Consider the following 17,164-nt stretch of genomic DNA (forward strand, 5'->3'; position numbering starts at 1 on the left):
AAGCATCCGCCGGGCCTGATACGGATTCCGGGATCGGTCACGCGCCCGCCTCGCCGGACCACCGTGCCCGGGGAGCTGTCGATTACCGGGCACCAGCTACCACATGATCGAACCGAGTAGTTGTTGATCGACAGCTCCCTGCCGTTACAGGAGAACAGCGGCGACACAGCTCGAAGGATTAACGACTGGCTGCAATCGGACTCAGCGGAATCCGCGCCGGCCATCCCCTCACCCCCGTCGGATCACCGGTCCCGGGCCGGTGTCCTGGGCTGGAGGATGTCGTGGAGGGAGTCCTCGCGCCACTGCTCGAGGAGTTGGTGGAAGGCGTGGGCGCCGTGGGGGTAGGCGGACGGGCCGTTGGGGCGGCCTCGGCCTTCCCTGTTGTAGTAGCCGGGGGTGCACTCGGCGTGGAACCACTCCTGGTCGGGGGCGTCCTCGGCCAGGGTGGCGAGCCAGGCGTCCTCGATCTCGCGGGGCGGTTCGACCAGGGCGTCCTCGGCTTCGGCGGCGGCGACCAACGTGGCGGCGTGGACGGCCTGTTCGTCCAGGATGTGGGTGAAGTTGACGCTGCTGGCGTTCTGCAGGGACCCCATCTGGATCAGGTTCGGGAAGCCGTTGCTGGTGAAGCCGTGCAGGGTGCGCGGGCCCTGCCGCGCCCAGACGTGCAGGAGTTGGGTGCCGCCCCGGCCGTGGACGGGGAGCTTCCCGGAGAGGACGCCCGAGGTGCCGACGGAGAAACCCGTGGCGAAGATCAGGCAGTCGAGGTCGTACGTCGTGTCGCCGACGACCACGCCGGTCTCGGTGACGCGCTCGATGCCGTGGGTGTCGGCGGTGTCGACCAGGGTGACGTTGGCGCGGTTGAAGGCCTGGTAGTACTGGTCGGAGAAGGTGGGGCGCTTGCAGGCGTACCGGTACCAGGGCTTGAGCTTCTCCGCCGTGTCCGGGGCGGTGACGGTCTGCTCGACGCGGGCGCGGAGATCGTTCATCTTGGCGGCGTCGGCCGCCTCGTAGGCCGCTTCGAAGGCCTCCCGGTCGTCCTGGCGGCGGAAACTCGGCAGGAGCTTCTCCAGGAGGCCGGCCGACTCGGTCCAGCGGTCGGCGACGAGATCCCGGTCGGCCGGTTCGCCGGAGACGATGCGGAGGTAGTTCTCGCGGCGCTCGCGCGCCCAGCCCTCGCGGTCGGCGCCGACGTCCCGGGCGGTGGTGCGGCGGTTGGCGCGGACGTCCACGGTGGAGGGGGTGCGCTGGAAGACGTGGACGTGTGCGGCGTCCTCGGCCAGCATCGGGATGGCCTGGATGCCGGTGGCGCCGGTGCCGACGACGCCCACCCGCTTGTCCGCGAGGCCGGTCATGCCGCCGTCCGGGGTGCCGCCGGTGTAGGCGTAGTCCCACCGCGAGGTGTGGAAGGTGTGGCCCTTGAAGTCCTGGATGCCGGGGATCCCGGGGAGCTTGGGCGTGGAGAGGGTGCCGGTGGAGGTGACGACGTACGTGGCGCGGAACGCGTCGCCGCGGTCGGTGGTCACGGTCCACGTCTCGTCGGCCTCGTCCCAGGTCAGCGAGGTGACCGAGGTGGAGAACAGGGCGTGCTCGTAGAGGTCGAACTGCCGGGCGACGCGCACCGCGTGGCGGCGGATCTCCTCGCCGGGGGCGTACTTCCACTCCGGGACGTATCCGGTCTCGTCGAGCATCGGCAGGTACACATGCGACTCGATGTCGCAGTGGATGCCCGGGTACCGGTTCCAGTACCAGGTGCCCCCGAAGTCGCCGCCCGTCTCGACGACGCGGACGGACTGCACGCCCCGCTGCCGCATCCGCGCCCCGGCGAGGATGCCGCCGAATCCGCCGCCGACCACGGCGACGTCGACGGTGTCGCGCAACGGCTCCCGCTCGGCGACCTCACCGACATAGGGGTCGGCGGCGTAGTAGCCGAACTCGGCTTCGGGGGCCTGGTACTGGGTGGCGCCGTCCTGGCGTACGCGGCGCTCGCGCTCGGAGCGGTAGCGCTGCCTCAGCTCGTCCAGTTCCTCGCGGGACGGGGCCTGGTGGGGCGGTATGTGAGGGATCGTCATGTGGGGGGACCTGCCTCAATCCTCTGTTGTTCCGGCCGCTTCGACCTGTGCGGTCGTCGGCTCCGCTACGGTAACAACTACCGGACAGTACTGTCCGGTTGGGATTCGGACGCGCGGTGGCGCGTACTGACCCGTCCCCGCCCCGTCCCACTGCCGCCGGCGCCCTCGACCCCACTCCCCTCCCCACAGCCGACAGGAAGAGCGATGCCCCCCATGCGACGACTCCCTCTACGCTCCATCGCCGTGCTCGCCGCCATCGGTTCCCTCGCCCTCACCGGATGCGGTACGCAGACGGGTGACGCCGGTGAGCAGACGGCCGGCGCTCCCGGCGCGGGCGGCCAAAGCATTCGCGCGCAGCAGGTGATGCGACTGACGGAGGTGCACAAGCAGACCGGGATGACGCTGCTGGAGGGGCCGGTCTTCGGCGCGGACGGCGGTCTGTTCGTCGTCGACGTCACCGCGCCCGAGGGCGAGCCGAAAGTGATGCGCGTTGATGTCCGCAAGAAGACGAAGCGGGCGGTGCACACCGACGGGCGCGGGGCGTACACCTCGGCGCAGTTCAGCCCGTACGACGGACGGCTCTACCTGACCGACTTCGCGCACGGCGAGATCGTGAGCCTGAGCCCGGACGCCCTCGACGCCGACGGTGGCGACCTGCGGACCTTCTTCTCCGGCAAGGTCGACGGGGCGCCGATGAACCCCGACGACATCGCCTTCGACGAGGACGGCAACCTGTACGTCAGCGACTCGCGCGGCCTGACCGAGGGCAAGGCGCTCGGGCGCGTGGTGCGGATCGACCGCGACGGCGAGGAGGCCACCGTGCTGGCCGACGGCCTCGCCGCGACGAACGGGATCTCCTTCGACGCGGAGTACCGCGGGCTGTGGTTCAGCGAGCTGACGGAGAACCGGATCTCGTACCTCCCCGTCGGCAGGAAGGGCGGGGTCACGGCCCGGCACACCGCCATCCGGGTCGACGGCGGGATCGCGCAGACCGACTCCATCGCCGTGGACGCGGACGGCAACCTCTACCAGGCGCTGCACGGGCGGCCCGCGATGGTCGTGTACGACCGGCACGGTGAGCGCCTGGCGACCGTCGAGGTGCCCGCGCGCGCCGCCGAGGGCCTGGAGTCGGCGACGAACGTGGCGATCACGCCCGGCGGGACCAAGGCGTACATGACCGTCAGCGGGCCCGCGGGCGGGTACCTGTACACCTTCGACGCGCTGGCGAAGGGCACCCGGCAGTCCAACGGCGGCTGACGGCTGCTGACTTCACCCCGAGAAGGGCCGCACCGGTCCCACCTCGACGCCGAGGAGCCGCCAGGCCGCCAGCGCCCTGCGCTCCCGCTCCTCGCGGGAGGGGCCGGCGACTGCGCCGGAGACCATGGCGACGGCGAGCATGAGGTCGTCCGCCGCGATCGGCCGGTGGCCGCCGCCGTCGTCGCCGGGCAGGTGGGCGCGCAGGGCGTGCTCGACCCGCCGGGACAGGGCCAGGGCGTGCGCGCGGACGCCGGAACGGCGGTCCGATCCGTCGGCGTGCAGGAGGCCGATGAACGCGGCCGACTCCTTCAGGTGCCAGGTCAGCACGCCGAGCACACCGGCGAAGGTCGCGTCCTCGGCCGCGGCCGCCTGCTCGACCTCGCGGACGTTCTCCTCCAGCACCGCGGCCGTCACGGCGGCCCGGTCGGGGAAGTGCCGGTACAGGACGCCCTGCCCGACCCCGGCGCGGCGCGCGATCGCGGACAGCGGGACGTCCAGGCCCTGCTCCGCGTAGATCTCCCGGGCGGCGGCGACCAGCGCGGCACGGTTGCGGGCGGCGGCCCTGGGCCCGTCGTTCGCGGGCCGTTGCCGCTGGTCCGGCACGGGATGCTGCGTCATCCCGGCAGGGTACGGCAACGCTCGCTCGACACCGCCGCGTCGGCTCGCACACCCCCGCCCTTCACGGACGCGGCGCCGGCCGAGGTGCAAGGCTGAGGGCGCACTCGAACCAAACGGTCCGGCCGCCACCGGCCGGAGACGGCGTACCCCCACCGATCGGTCACCGCCTCGACGAGCAGCCCGCGCCCGCCATCGGCCGGCGCGCCCCGGTCCGCCGGCACCGGCAGTCGCGAACAACTGCCGGAAACCTCCGCCCGTACCGTGCCGGGCGGCAGCAGGAAGCAGCTGCCACATCGACGCCCGGGTACATGCCGGATGACGTTGGCGAGCAGTCCCGACACCGCGAGTGGTGGCCCCGCGCCCTGCCGGCCCCGGTCCCCCCGTCCGCACGCCCGCACGCCCGCACGCCCGCACGCCCGCACGCCCAACTGCCGGGCTGCCGGGCTGCCGGGCTGCCGGGCTGCCGGGCCCTTGTGACAGCTCGATCACGAGCCGGAGTCGTGGCGGGGCCGGGAGGGGTGAGAGGGAGGGGCCGGGCCCGTGAAGCGCCGGTGAAAACCTGTGGAAGTGGTGTCGGTGGGGCCGCTTATGCTGCACCGGTTGATCACGCGGGACCAGGGAGGGCACGGCATGTTCGGCAAGCTGTTCGGCAGGGGTGCGGAGAGACCAGGGGCGGATCCGTACGCTCTTCCCCCCACCCGCAGGCAGAGGAACGGGGTGTACACACTGCGCGCGCTCGGGGACGTACGGGTGCTCGCGCTGGTGGAGGCGGCCGACGCGGGTGACTGGGAAGGAGTGAAGGAGTCGCTGGAACCCTTCGACCTCGGCCGTGATCACCACATCCTCGGTGAACTGGCCGACCTGGACGGTCTGCAGGACTGGATCGGCCGGGCCGTCGAGGAGGACAAGGAGCACCGGGCGACGGCTCTGCTGATATCCGGGGCGCGGCACATCGTCTGGGGCTGGGAGGCGCGCACCGCGGAGCGCGCCGTGAACGTCACGCAGGAACAGTGGCGGATCTTCCACGAGCGGCTCCGCATCGCCGAGGAACAGTTGTTCGAGGCAGCCGAGTTGCGGCCCGAATGGATCACGCCGTGGCGCCAACTGCTCACCTCCGGACGTGGTATGTCGCTGGGCGGCGCCGTCACCGAGACCCGATTCGACGCCGCCCTGCGACGCGACCCGCTGGACCTATCGAGCCACCTGGAGCGGGTGGGCCAGTTGCAGCCCCGGTGGGGCGGCGAGCCGGGCCAGGCCCTGGAGTTCGCGCGCGAGGCGTTCGCCGGCGCGCCCGAGGGGCACCGCCTCGGCTGTGTGATCGCCATGGCGCACATCGAGAACTGGGTGGAGTCGGACGACGAGAACTGCCTCGACACACCTGAGATCCAGGCCGAATTGAACGACGCTGCCCGCCGCAGCATCCTGCACCCCGGCTACGAGCGGCGCCTGGGCTGGCAGAACGACTTCAACATGTTCGCCATGGCCCTGGCGCTGGCCTCCGAGAGCACCGTGTGCCGACGCGTCTTCCACGAACTGGACGGCGCCTACACCACCTGGCCGTGGACGTTCATGGCGCAGCCCGAGAAGCAGTACGCCCGCTTCCGGCGCCACGCTTGAGCCCGCGACCCTCCCACCCCTCCCTCCCGCCATCCCGGACGGCACGATGACTCTCCCCGACACCGCCACGAACCCGGCCGGCGCCGACCGCACCTTCCAGGTGGATCTGCGCGGCCTCGTCGACCTCCTCTCCCACCACCTCTACTCCAGCCCTCGTGTCTACCTGCGCGAACTCCTGCAGAACGCGGTGGACGCGCTGACCGCCCGGCACGGCCTCGCCCCCGACGCGCCCGCCGACGCGTTCGGCATCCGCCTGTACGCCGACGGTCTGGTGGTCCGCGTCGAGGACGACGGGGTCGGTCTCACCGAGGCCGACGTGCACACCTTCCTCGCCACCATCGGCCGCAGCAGCAAGCGTGCGGAGAAGATCGCCGAGCAACGTGCCGACTTCATCGGCCAGTTCGGCATCGGCCTGCTCTCCTGCTTCCTGGTCGCGGACGAGATCCACGTCCTGAGCCGCTCCGCCCGTACCCCCGACGCGCCCGCCGTGGAGTGGCGGGGACGCGGCGACGGCAGCTACACCGTGCGCGTCCTGCCCGCCTCCGCCCGGCCCCGGCCCGGCACCACCGTCACGCTGACCCCGCGCGCGGACGCCGGCGAGTGGACCCGTCCCGCGCAGGTGCACGCGCTGGCCCGGCACTTCGGCTCCCTGCTGCGCCACCCGGTGACCTTCGACGACGGTACGGGCGGCCCCGGCGGCACGGGTGCGTCCGTGAACCCCGAGCCGGCGCCCTGGGTGCGTACGTACCCCACGCCGGGCTCCCGTTCCCGGGCGCTGGCCGCGTACGGCGAGGAGGTCTTCGGGTTCACGCCGCTGGACACGATCGAGCTGGACCTGCCGGCCGTGGGCCTGAAGGGCATCGCGTGCGTGCTGCCCGAGGCCGTGCCGGTCGGTCGCCGCCACGGCCACCGCGTGCACGTCAAGGGCATGCTGCTGTCCGAGCAGGCCGAGGAGATCCTGCCCGAGTGGGCGTTCTTCGTCCGCTGTGTCGTCGACGCCGAGAGCCTGCGCCCGACGGCATCACGCGAGTCCCTGTACGAGGACGACACCCTCGCCGCCGTCCGCGACGCCCTCGCCGAGCGGCTGCGCGCGTGGATCGCCCGGGCCGCGGCCAGCGACCCGGAGCTGCTCGGCCGCTTCCTCCAGGCTCACCACCTGGCCGTGAAGTCGCTCGCGGTGCACGACGACGAGATCCTGCGGATGCTGCTGCCCTGGCTGCCGTTCGAGACCACCGACGGGCACTGCACCCTCGACGAGTTCGCGCGCACTCACCGCACCGTGCTGGTGACGTCGAGCGTGGAGGAGTTCCGGCAGGTCGCGGCGATCGCCTCGGCCGCCGGACTCGGCGTCGTCAACGGCGGCTACACCTACGACCGTGAACTGGTCCACCGGCTGCCCGAGATCAGGCCCGAGGTCACGGTCGCCGACCTCGACCCGGCGACCCTCACCGCCCACCTCGACCCCGTCGACCGGGAGACGGAACTGGCCGCGGCGGCCTACCTGGCCCTGGCCCGCGACGCCCTCGCCGTCTTCGACTGCGACGTCGCGCTGCGCACCTTCCAGCCCGCCTCCGCCCCCGCCCTCCTCGTCGACAGCCGCGAGGCACGGCACGAGCGCACCCGCTCCCAGCTCGCCCGCGAGCAGGAGGGCGGCCTGTGGGGCGACATCCTGGGCGCCCTGCGCCAGGAGGCACCGCGGGCGCAGCTGATCCTCAACCAGCTCAACCCGCTGGTGCGCACCGCCGTGACCATCGACGGGCCCGAGCTGGCCCGCACCAGCGCCGAGGCCCTCTACGGGCAGGCCGCGATGCTGTCCCGGCGTCCGCTCAGACCCGCCGAGTCGAGCCTCATCAACCGCTCCTTCCTCGATCTCCTCGCCCACGCACTCCGCAAGGACAGCTGACGATGCCGACCGCCGCACCCCAGACCACCGACGAGCTGTACCAGGCGCTCCGGGAGAACGACAAGCGCCCCTACGGCCGCACCCGCACCGTCACCGCCGAGGAACTCGTCGACGCCGCGGAGCAGTTCGAGGAGGCCCGCCCGCTGGTCGACGCGCTGCTCGAACTCCAGGAGGCGTACACCTACGGCTCCGAACCCCGGAAGTCGCCCGTCGTCTTCGCCCGCCTGCTGACCCTCTTCGACGAGCAGCCCGACGTCTTCGACGAGCGGCTGCGGCACCTGCTGTTCTGGCGTTTCAAGTGGGTGGCCAACGCCCTGCGCGCACTGCCCGAGATACCGCTGGCCAGCCTGCGCCAGTGGCTGACGGAGATGCGCGACCGGTACGAGAAGGCCGGTCTGGACCTCCATCCCTACTACGGGCAGGCGTACCAGCTGGCCGCCCACATCGGCGGGGACACCGCCCTCGCCTACGAGCTGTGGGCGGGCCGCGCCCGTACCCGGCTCAGCGACTGCGAGGCCTGCGAGATCTGCGAGCGCGCCCTGTACCACCTGGCGGCGGGCGACGACGAGCGGGCGCTGCGCGCCTGGGAGCCGGTCCTGGCCGGGAAGGAATCCTGCCAGGAGGAGCCGGCCCGCTCCCTCTCGTACGCGCTGCTGCCCCTGCTGCGCACCGGCCGTACCGACCGGGCGCGCGAACTGCACCTCGCCGGCTACCGCGGCTGCCGCCGCAACCCCTCGATGTCCGGGGAGATCGGCCGCCACCTGGAGTTCTGCGCGCTGACCGGCAACGAGGCACGCGGTCTCGAACTGCTCGCCGAGAACCGGAACCTGTTCGACGAAGTGGACTCGCCGCAGGACCTGTTCGACTTCCTCACCGGCGTGGAGGTCCTCCTCCAGCGCGTCGAGCTCCTCGGCCACGGCGAACTGCCCGTTGCCGGATACGCGGGCCGCACCTGGACGGTCGCCGGCCTGCGCGCCGAGGTGCGGGACCGCGCCGACGACCTCGCCGCCCGCTTCGACGCCCGCAACGGAACCACGGCCCACACCGACCGCCGCAGGGACCGCCTCGACCGTGCCCCGCTCCTGGACACGCTGGAACTGACCCTGCGCACCCGCGGCCTCGACGACGTGGCCCCGGTCGCCCCGGTCGCCGCTCCCGCCGCCCGTACGGCCGCCACTGTCCCCGAGTCGCTGCCTGAACTCATTTGCCGGGCAAGGGCATTGGACGAGCAGGGACACCCGGACGCACAGGCCTGCTGGGCGCGGCTGCGCACGCTCGTCGCCGCCCGTGACTACACCCATCCCGACGACCCGGCCGTGGGCCCGATCGTGCGGCTGCACGCGGACCTGCTGGCCGACGAGGCGAGCCGGACCGGCGAGAAGGACGAGTTCGCCGACGCCGTCGCCCTCCACGAGGAGGCCGCGGGTCTGTACGACGACGCCGGACTGCCGGGTCACGCGGCACTCGCCCGCGCCTGCGCCCTGCTCGCCGCCGCCGAGGTCCCCACGGAGGACGCCGACGGTGCCGAGGCGAAGGCCGCCGCGCTGACCGCCGCCCACACGTCCCTGGTCCGCCTGCACGAGGAGACGCCCGGTCTCGCCCCGTACCAGGAGGCCCGCCTGCTGCGTCTGCGGGCGACCGCGCTCGGCCTGCGGCTGCAGACGTCGGGGAGTGAGGAGCACGTCGCGCCGGCCCTCGCCGAGGTGGACCTGCTGCACGGGTTCGCCACCCGGCACGACGTCGTCGGGCAGATCGCCGGGGCCCTGCTGCTGCGGGCCACCACGTACGCCCTGTCCGGCGACCTGCCCACCGCGCTCACCGAGACCGACGGTCTCCTCGACCGGCTGAGGTCGCACGGCCCGGCCTGGCACCTGCCCCGCACGCTCGCCCTGCGCGGCCGGCTCCGGCTCGGCCTCCAGGACCCGCAGGCCGCGCACACGGACCTGGCCGAGGGCCTGCGGCTGGCCGCCGACTGGCCGGCCGACGTGGTCGACACCTCCCGCCTGCACACCGAACTGGCCGAGATCTGCATGCACCTGGGCCGTCCCGACGAGGCGCTGCGGCACCTGACGCGCTCCGCGGAGCTGGACCTTCGCCGCGGCAGCCGGTTCGCCGCGTACTGCACCTACAGCAACGCGGCCCAGCTCAGCCTCGATCTGGGCCATGTCGAGGACTGCATCGCGCTGCTCGACTCGCTGCTCGTCGAACCGGACGTCACCGCTGGAGAGCTGGACGACCGGCTCGTCGCTCAGCTGCGCCTGACCCGCGCCCGCGCGCTGCACGCGGGGGAGGACCTCAAGGCCGCGACGGCGGAGCTCGTCGCCCTCGCGGCCGAGTCGGCGGGCTGGGACGACGATCCGGGCAGCCACGCCATGATCGCCGCAGAGACGGCCGTACTCCTCGGCAAGTCCGGTGAGTTCGGCCGGGCCCGTAAGGCCGCGGACCAGGCACTCGCCGCCCACGCCCGAGCCCCGCGCTACGAGTACCTCAGCAACTCCCTGCGCGAACTCGCCCGCCTCCAGGCCCAGCAGCAGGGACCCGACGGCCTGGCCGACGCCCGCGCCCTCCTCGCCGACGCCGGCCGGATCGCCGACGAGGCCCGCGCCGCCGAGTACGAGGCCCACGGTCGCTCCCTGGAGTCGGCCCTGGCCTACGAGCACGGGCGGGTCAACGCCTACGCCGGTGCGTACGAGGACGCCCTGACCGCCCTGGACAAGGCCCTCACCCTGCTCGGTGAGCCGGGACCGGAGCAGGACCGTGCCGGCGAGTGGGCCGAGTGCGTCCGCCTCGCGGGTGCCGTGGAGGGCATCTACCTGGAACGCCCCGCCCCCGCCCTCGCCCGCCTCGACGCGGCGGTCTCCCGCCTGACCGCCCTGGGCCACGCCGAGGAGACCGAGCCGCTGACATCCTTGGCGGCCCGGCTGCGCGACGAGGAGTGACGGAGGGCCCGGTGCCGGGGCGGCAGCCCGTCCCGGCACCGGGGCCACGATTCGCCTGACAGGTCCTTGCCTATGCGGCCCGCATCTCCCACATCAGCAGTTCCGCGTCCGACGTCGCCACCACCACGAGCCTTTTCGTGTCCGTGAGGCGGGCCGCGTCCCCCGGACCCAGCCCGGCCTCGCCCAGGAGGACTTCGCCGCGCACGACGTGGACGTACACGTACGCCGCGTCAGGGATCGCCGTGCGCTCCCCCGCCGTCAGCCGGCGGACGTGGAGCATGGCGCCGGCCTCCGGGAGGGCGTACGGGGTGGAGTCGGCGATGCCGCGGACGACCTCGTAGCAGGGGTCGCCGCCGGGTTCCAGCGGGGCCAGCCACATCTGGAGGAAGGTCAGGGGGACGGGGCCGTCGTTGCGTTCCACGTGCCGTACGCCACAGGCGGCGCTCAGGCGCTGGACGTCGCCGGGGCGGACGAGTGTCTCGTGGCCGGTGGAGTCGCGGTGGGTCAGCTCGCCCTCCACCACCCACGTCACGATCTCGGTGTGGCTGTGCGGATGCTCGTCGAAGCCGGCGCCGGGGGCGAGCCGCTCCTCGTTGCAGGCGATCACCGCGCCGAAGCGGAGGTGGTCGGGGTCGTAGTGCGGGCCGAAGGAGAAGGCGTGCCGGCTCTCGATCCCGGCCGCCGGATCGCCGCCCTGGAAGCGCTCGTGCGCGCGCCGTACGTCGGTCACGCCGTCCACGGTAGCCCCGGTGCGAGACCCCTGGGGCCCGACGCGAGACCGCTGAGGCCCGACGGGAGACCCGGTGGGAGATCTCCGGAGTCCTCGGCGCAGGACCCCGAGGGCCCCGGCGCGAGACCCCGCGAGGTCCGGCGCGAGACCCTGAGAGCCCGGCGGAAGACCTCGCGGGAGACCCGGCGACGCGTTGCGGTGTCCGGATGAGGCAGTCTTGTCACCGTGCCCGAACCCGAAACCAGCATGCCCGAGACCCCGGCAGGACCCGCCCACCCGCATCCCGCGACGCTGAAGCGGCTGGAGAAGTCGTCCGGCCGCCTCGCCGCGCAGGCCATTCTGCGGATGGACGAGACGCTGCCCTGGTACCGGGCGATGCCACCGGAGAACCGTTCCTGGATCGGGCTGGTCGCCCAGGCGGGCATCGCCGCCTTCACCGAATGGTTCCGGCGCCCCGAGGCGCCGCAGGCCATCTCCACCGACGTCTTCGGGACCGCGCCGCGTGAGCTGACCCGGGCCATCACGCTGCGGCAGACCGTGGAGATGGTGCGTACCACCATCGAGGTCATGGAGAGCGCCATCGACGAGGTGGCGGCGCCGGGCGACGAGTCGGTGCTGCGCGAGGCGCTCCTGGTGTACGCGCGGGAGATCGCGTTCGCGACGGCTCAGGTGTACGCGCAGGCGGCCGAGGCGCGGGGCGCCTGGGACGCGCGGCTGGAGTCGCTGGTCGTGAACGCGGTGCTCAGCGGCGAGGCCGACGAGGGTGCCGTGTCGCGGGCCGCCGCCCTGGGGTGGAACTCGCCGGAGCATGTGTGCGTGCTGCTCGGCACCGCGCCCGACGGCGACTCGGAGCTGACCGTGGAGGCGATCCGGCGGGCCGCCCGGCACGCCAAGCTCCAGGTGCTGACCGGGGTGCTGGGGAACCGGCTGGTGGTGATCGCGGGCGGCAGCGACAATCCGCTGGCCGTGGCCAAGTCGCTGATCGGGCCGTACGCACAGGGGCCGGTGGTGGCGGGTCCGGTGGTGCCGGACCTCCAGGCGGCGACCCGGTCCGCGCAGGCCGCCGCGGCGGGCCTGAAGGCGTGTTCCGCCTGGCAGGACGCGCCGCGCCCGGTGCTGGCCGACGATCTGCTGCCGGAGCGGGCGATCTCCGGTGACATCTCTGCCCGTGAGCAGTTGGTGGAGGAGATCTACAGACCGCTCGAGGAGACCGGGGCCGCGCTGCTGGAGACGCTCAGCGTCTATCTGGAGCAGGCGAGCAGCCTCGAGGGGGCCGCCCGGATGCTGTTCGTGCACCCCAATACCGTGCGTTACCGGCTCCGACGTGTGACGGACGTCACCGGATGGTCACCCTCCGATGTACGCTCTGCGTTCACACTGCGGGTCGCGCTGATCCTGGGGCGTCTGGTCGACGGCGATCTTCAGCTCTAGCCTCTTGTCGGGGTTCCACAAAACCCCCTCCTGTTCTTCGTCCCTGTCCTCACGGGCGGCTTCGGCCGTCGTCAAGAGAGAGTGTGAGAGTGCTCGTACTCGTCGCTCCCGGCCAGGGCGCTCAGACGCCCGGCTTCCTGACTGAATGGCTCGACCTCCCCGGTGCCGCGGACCGCGTCGCCGCCTGGTCCGACGCCATCGGACTCGACCTCGCCCACTACGGCACCGAGGCCGACGCGGACGCGATCCGCGACACGGCCGTCGCCCAGCCGCTGCTGGTCGCGGCCGGGCTGCTGTCCGTCTCGGCGCTGGGTGCCGGTGCGGACGACGCCGCCTCGGCGGTGGCGCGGCTCGCGCCCGGCGCGGTCGCCGGTCACAGCGTCGGCGAGTTCACCGCGGCCGCGTTCGCGGGGGTCCTCGACGACACGGCCGCGCTGAGCCTGGTCCGCAAGCGGGGTCTGGCCATGGCCGACGCCGCCGCGATCACCGAGACCGGCATGGCGGCGCTGCTCGGCGGCGACCCGGACGTCACCGTGGCACACCTGGAGAAACTGGGGCTGACCCCGGCGAACATCAACGGCGCGGGCCAGATCGTGGCGGCCGGCACCAAGGAGCAGCTGGCCGCGCTGGAGGCGGACAAGCCCGAGGGCGTGCGCCGGGTCGTCGCGCTCAAGGTGGCCGGCGCCTTCCACACGCATCACATGGGCCCCGCGGTCGACACGCTGGCGAAGGCGGCCGAGGACCTGACGCCGGGCGACCCGAAGGCCGTCTACGTGTCGAACAAGGACGGTGCGACGGTCGCGACCGGCGCCGGGGTGCTGGAGCGCCTGGTGGGCCAGGTGGCGAACCCGGTGCGCTGGGACCTGTGCATGGAGACGTTCAAGGAGCTCGGGGTGACCGCGCTGATCGAGGTGTGCCCCGGAGGGACCCTGACCGGCCTCGCCAAGCGAGCCCTGCCCGGCGTCGCGACGCTCGCCCTGAAGACCCCCGCCGACCTCGACGCCGCCCGCGCGCTCGTAGCCGAGCACGCCTGACGCCCTTAGGAGCAGAATCCGCATGGCGAAGATCAAGCCCAGTAAGGGTGCCCCGTACGCCCGCATCCTGGGTGTGGGCGGCTACCGGCCCACCCGGATCGTGCCGAACGAGGTGATCCTGGAGACGATCGACTCGTCCGACGAATGGATCCGCTCGCGTTCCGGCATCGAGACGCGGCACTGGGCGTCGCCCGAGGAGACCGTCGCGGCGATGTCCGTCGAGGCGTCGGGCAAGGCGATCGCGGACGCGGGCATCGACGCCGGACAGATCGGCGCCGTGGTCGTCGCGACCGTGTCGCACTTCAAGCAGACCCCGGCCGTGGCCACCGAGATCGCCGACCTGCTGGGCACGGACAAGGCCGCCGCCTTCGACATCTCGGCGGGCTGCGCGGGCTTCGGCTACGGCCTCACCCTCGCCAAGAGCATGGTGGTCGAGGGTTCCGCCGAGTACGTGCTCGTCATCGGTGTGGAGCGGCTGAGCGACCTGACCGACCTGGAGGACCGGGCCACCGCCTTCCTGTTCGGTGACGGCGCGGGCGCGGTCGTCGTCGGCCCCTCCCAGGAGCCCGCCATCGGCCCGACCGTGTGGGGCTCGGAGGGCGACAAGTCCGAGGTCATCAAGCAGACCGTGCCGTGGACGGACTACCGCGACGGCGAGGTCGAGAAGTTCCCCGCGATCACGCAGGAGGGCCAGGCGGTGTTCCGCTGGGCCGTGTTCGAGATGGCGAAGGTCGCCCAGCAGGCGCTGGACGCGGCCGGGATCACCTCGGACGAACTGGACGTCTTCATCCCGCACCAGGCCAATGTGCGGATCATCGACTCGATGGTGAAGACCCTCAAACTGCCGGAGCATGTCACGGTCGCCCGTGACATCCGTACCACCGGCAACACCTCGGCCGCCTCGATCCCGCTCGCGATGGAGCGGCTTCTGGCGACCGGCGATGCGAAGAGCGGCGACACCGCGCTCGTCATCGGCTTCGGGGCGGGTCTCGTCTACGCCGCAACGGTCGTTACTCTCCCCTAGGCACTCCGTGCCGGACCACCCGGTCCGGCAGTACGGAGAACCGCACCACCCGCCGCTGTCGCGGCGGGCGCCACACCCTCAGGAATCACAGCGAAGGAGCGCCATCATGGCCGCCACTCAGGAAGAGATCGTCGCCGGTCTCGCGGAGATCGTGAACGAGATCGCCGGCATCCCGGTTGAGGACGTCCAGCTGGACAAGTCCTTCACCGACGACCTGGACGTCGACTCGCTGTCCATGGTCGAGGTCGTCGTCGCCGCCGAAGAGCGCTTCGACGTCAAGATCCCGGACGACGACGTCAAGAACCTCAAGACCGTCGGCGACGCCACCGAGTACATCCTCAAGCACCAGGCCTGAGCGCTGCCGGTCCTTCCGTCCGGATCACGCCGAGCCCGGCGTGATCCGGACGGAAGGTCCGAGGCCGGGAGTCCCCGGCCCCGCCGCCCGGCGGTGGCGCCGTACGAATCCTCGTATCCGTTGGAGAAAGAATTCCGATGAGCTCGACCAATCGCACTGTGGTCGTCACCGGTATCGGCGCAACCACACCGCTGGGTGGCGACGCGGCCTCGACCTGGGAGGGTCTGATCGCCGGACGTTCCGGGGTCAAGCCCCTGACCCAGGAGTGGGCCGCCGACCAGGCGGTCCGTATCGCGGCCCCCGTGGCCGTGGAACCCACTGAGACCATTCCGCGGCCGCAGGCCCGCCGCCTGGACCGCTCGGCGCAGTTCGCGCTGGTCGCGGCCAAGGAGGCATGGGCCGACGCCGGCTTCGAGGGCAGGGCCGGTGAGGACCCGAACGTCGCCCCGGAGCGGCTGGGCACGGTCATCGCCTCCGGTATCGGCGGTGTGACGACCCTGCTCGACCAGTACGACGTGCTGAAGGAGAAGGGCGTCCGCCGCGTCTCCCCGCACACCGTCCCCATGCTGATGCCGAACGGCCCGTCGGCCAACGTCGGCCTGCTCGTGGGCGCCCGGGCGGGTGTGCACACCCCCGTCTCGGCCTGCGCCTCGGGCGCGGAGGCCATCGGCTACGCCATCGAGATGATCCGCAGCGGCCGCGCCGACGTCGTCGTCGCCGGCGGCACGGAGGCGGCGATCCACCCGCTGCCGATCGCCGCGTTCGGCAACATGATGGCGATGTCCAAGAACAACGACGACCCGCAGGGCGCCTCGCGGCCGTACGACGTCGGCCGGGACGGCTTCGTCCTCGGCGAGGGCGCGGGCGTGATCGTCCTGGAGTCCGCCGAGCACGCCGCCGCACGCGGCGCCCGCGTCTACGCGGAGGCGGTCGGCCAGGGCATCTCGGCCGACGGCCACGACATCGTGCAGCCGGAGCCGGAGGGCCGCGGCATCTCGCACGCCCTGCAGAACCTGATGGACGCCAACGACCTGGACCCGTCCGAGATCGTGCACGTCAACGCGCACGCCACCTCGACGCCGGCCGGTGACATCGCCGAACTGAAGGCGCTGCGCAAGGTGTTCGGCGACGACGTCGACCACATGGCGGTCTCCGCGACCAAGTCGATGACCGGGCACCTGCTCGGTGGCGCCGGTGGCGTGGAGTCGGTGGCGACGGTGCTCGCGCTGTACCACCGGGTGGCTCCGCCGACCATCAACCTCGACACCATCGACCCCGAGGCCGAGGCGAACGCGGACGTGGTCCGCGGCGAGGCGCGCAAGCTGCCCGTCGAGGGCCGCATCGCCGCCCTCAACGACTCGTTCGGGTTCGGCGGGCACAACGTGGTGCTGGCGTTCCGGTCGGTCTGACCGGCGCCGGTACGCCGGGTGCGTACGTGCGAAGGGCCCCACCTCACCGGGTGGGGCCCTTCGGTGTGTCGGGAGAGCGGAAGTACGCCGTACGGGGGTATCGGGACGGAGTACGGAGGCACCGGGTATAGGGGTACCGGGCACGGAGGTATGGGCGTACCGGCACGGAGGTATGGGGTAGGGGGTGGTGCTGGGTTCCGGTGCGGTCAGACGACCTGGTGGAGCCAGCGGACCGGGGCGCCCTCGCCCGCGTAGCGGAACGGTTCCAGCTCGTCGTCCCAGGGCTTGCCGAGGAGCTTGGCGATCTCGGCCTCCAGGTCGGTCTCGCCGTGCTGGGACCTGGCCAGGGCGGCGCGCAGCCGGTCCTCGGGGATCATGATGTCGCCGTGCATTCCGGTGACGGCGTGGAAGATGCCGAGGTCGGGGGTGCAGCTGTAGCGCTCGCCCTCGGCGGTGGGGCAGGGCTCCGAGGTGACCTCGAAGCGCAGCAGTTGCCAGCCGCGCAGCGCCGAGGCGAGCTTGGAGGCGGTACCGGCCTGGCCCTTGAAGGAGAACTCCGAGCGCCAGGTGCCGGGGGCGGCGGGCTGCCGGATCCAGTCCAGGCTGACGCGCACGCCGAGCACCCCCGCGACGGCCCACTCGACGTGTGGGCACAGCGCACGCGGCGCGGAGTGCACGTACAGGACTCCACGTGTCGTCACCGGAACCTCCGGGCAGAGCGGTACAGGTCGGAAAGGGCCGATCAGCGGGTGGCCGGGAGGACCACGTTGTGGCCGAG

The 17,164-nt window shown here is 72.4% G+C and carries 13 protein-coding genes; 9 read left to right on the forward strand and 4 right to left on the reverse strand.

What is annotated here, in order from left to right:
* Positions 1-242: 242 nt before the first annotated feature.
* Positions 243-2,069 (reverse strand): flavin-containing monooxygenase, encoded by a 1,827-nt coding sequence (locus V4Y04_RS10385; protein ID WP_332427216.1) that lies wholly within the window; start codon positions 2,067-2,069, stop codon positions 243-245.
* 213 nt (positions 2,070-2,282) lie between these two features.
* On the opposite strand from V4Y04_RS10385, the gene V4Y04_RS10390 reads away from it, so the two are divergent.
* Positions 2,283-3,326 (forward strand): SMP-30/gluconolactonase/LRE family protein, encoded by a 1,044-nt coding sequence (locus V4Y04_RS10390; protein WP_332427217.1) that lies wholly within the window; start codon positions 2,283-2,285, stop codon positions 3,324-3,326.
* A gap of 12 nt (positions 3,327-3,338) precedes the next feature.
* On the opposite strand, the gene V4Y04_RS10395 is transcribed toward V4Y04_RS10390, so the two are convergent.
* Entirely contained in the window at positions 3,339-3,944 is a 606-nt protein-coding gene (locus tag V4Y04_RS10395; RefSeq protein ID WP_332427218.1) for a TetR/AcrR family transcriptional regulator, read from the reverse strand.
* A gap of 630 nt (positions 3,945-4,574) precedes the next feature.
* On the opposite strand from V4Y04_RS10395, the gene V4Y04_RS10400 reads away from it, so the two are divergent.
* Genes V4Y04_RS10400 through V4Y04_RS10410 form a run of 3 tightly spaced genes read left to right on the forward strand, consistent with a single transcriptional unit; the run spans position 4,575 to position 10,403 of the window.
* Complete coding sequence (locus V4Y04_RS10400; RefSeq protein ID WP_332427221.1) at positions 4,575-5,561, forward strand: hypothetical protein; 987 nt, start codon at positions 4,575-4,577, stop codon at positions 5,559-5,561.
* A 46-nt stretch (positions 5,562-5,607) separates the two neighbouring features.
* Entirely contained in the window at positions 5,608-7,464 is a 1,857-nt protein-coding gene (locus V4Y04_RS10405; RefSeq protein WP_332427223.1) for an HSP90 family protein, read from the forward strand.
* A gap of 2 nt (positions 7,465-7,466) precedes the next feature.
* A complete protein-coding gene (locus V4Y04_RS10410; RefSeq protein ID WP_332427225.1) occupies positions 7,467-10,403 on the forward strand; it encodes a hypothetical protein in 2,937 nt (978 codons plus the stop codon).
* 70 nt (positions 10,404-10,473) lie between these two features.
* Here V4Y04_RS10410 and V4Y04_RS10415 read toward each other — a convergent pair whose 3' ends face one another.
* Positions 10,474-11,142, reverse strand: coding sequence for a pirin family protein (locus V4Y04_RS10415; RefSeq protein WP_332427227.1), 669 nt, complete (start codon positions 11,140-11,142; stop codon positions 10,474-10,476).
* Between the two features lie 216 nt (positions 11,143-11,358).
* On the opposite strand from V4Y04_RS10415, the gene V4Y04_RS10420 reads away from it, so the two are divergent.
* The 5 genes from V4Y04_RS10420 (at position 11,359) to V4Y04_RS10440 (ending at position 16,386) form a co-directional block, all read left to right on the forward strand.
* Complete coding sequence (locus tag V4Y04_RS10420) at positions 11,359-12,564, forward strand: PucR family transcriptional regulator (RefSeq protein ID WP_332427228.1); 1,206 nt, start codon at positions 11,359-11,361, stop codon at positions 12,562-12,564.
* A gap of 89 nt (positions 12,565-12,653) precedes the next feature.
* Entirely contained in the window at positions 12,654-13,598 is a 945-nt protein-coding gene (locus V4Y04_RS10425; protein WP_332432782.1) for an ACP S-malonyltransferase, read from the forward strand.
* Between the two features lie 22 nt (positions 13,599-13,620).
* The gene (locus V4Y04_RS10430) at positions 13,621-14,622 is read left to right on the forward strand and encodes a ketoacyl-ACP synthase III (protein WP_332427229.1); all 1,002 of its coding nucleotides are present in this window, start codon (positions 13,621-13,623) and stop codon (positions 14,620-14,622) included.
* A 106-nt stretch (positions 14,623-14,728) separates the two neighbouring features.
* Positions 14,729-14,977, forward strand: coding sequence for an acyl carrier protein (locus V4Y04_RS10435; RefSeq protein ID WP_004988657.1), 249 nt, complete (start codon positions 14,729-14,731; stop codon positions 14,975-14,977).
* Between the two features lie 137 nt (positions 14,978-15,114).
* The gene (locus V4Y04_RS10440) at positions 15,115-16,386 is read left to right on the forward strand and encodes a beta-ketoacyl-[acyl-carrier-protein] synthase family protein (protein WP_332427235.1); all 1,272 of its coding nucleotides are present in this window, start codon (positions 15,115-15,117) and stop codon (positions 16,384-16,386) included.
* A 206-nt stretch (positions 16,387-16,592) separates the two neighbouring features.
* Here V4Y04_RS10440 and V4Y04_RS10445 read toward each other — a convergent pair whose 3' ends face one another.
* Positions 16,593-17,087, reverse strand: a complete 495-nt coding sequence (locus tag V4Y04_RS10445) for a DUF3145 domain-containing protein (RefSeq protein WP_332427236.1) — start codon at positions 17,085-17,087, stop codon at positions 16,593-16,595.
* Between the last annotated feature and the right edge of the window lie 77 nt (positions 17,088-17,164).

Origin of the sequence: Streptomyces sp. P9-A2 (genome assembly GCF_036634175.1) — a bacterium.
In the GTDB taxonomy this organism is placed as follows: Bacteria; Actinomycetota; Actinomycetes; order Streptomycetales; family Streptomycetaceae; genus Streptomyces; species Streptomyces pratens.

Excerpts from the sequence above, each read along its gene's own strand:
- V4Y04_RS10385 (WP_332427216.1), bottom strand. The coding sequence starts at position 2,069 with ATGACGATCCCTCACATACCGCCCCACCAGGCCCCGTCCCGCGAGGAA.
- V4Y04_RS10390 (WP_332427217.1), top strand. The coding sequence starts at position 2,283 with ATGCGACGACTCCCTCTACGCTCCATCGCCGTGCTCGCCGCCATCGGT.
- V4Y04_RS10395 (WP_332427218.1), bottom strand. The coding sequence starts at position 3,944 with ATGACGCAGCATCCCGTGCCGGACCAGCGGCAACGGCCCGCGAACGAC.
- V4Y04_RS10400 (WP_332427221.1), top strand. The coding sequence starts at position 4,575 with ATGTTCGGCAAGCTGTTCGGCAGGGGTGCGGAGAGACCAGGGGCGGAT.
- V4Y04_RS10405 (WP_332427223.1), top strand. The coding sequence starts at position 5,608 with ATGACTCTCCCCGACACCGCCACGAACCCGGCCGGCGCCGACCGCACC.
- V4Y04_RS10410 (WP_332427225.1), top strand. The coding sequence starts at position 7,467 with ATGCCGACCGCCGCACCCCAGACCACCGACGAGCTGTACCAGGCGCTC.
- V4Y04_RS10430 (WP_332427229.1), top strand. The coding sequence starts at position 13,621 with ATGGCGAAGATCAAGCCCAGTAAGGGTGCCCCGTACGCCCGCATCCTG.
- V4Y04_RS10435 (WP_004988657.1), top strand. The coding sequence starts at position 14,729 with ATGGCCGCCACTCAGGAAGAGATCGTCGCCGGTCTCGCGGAGATCGTG.
- V4Y04_RS10440 (WP_332427235.1), top strand. The coding sequence starts at position 15,115 with ATGAGCTCGACCAATCGCACTGTGGTCGTCACCGGTATCGGCGCAACC.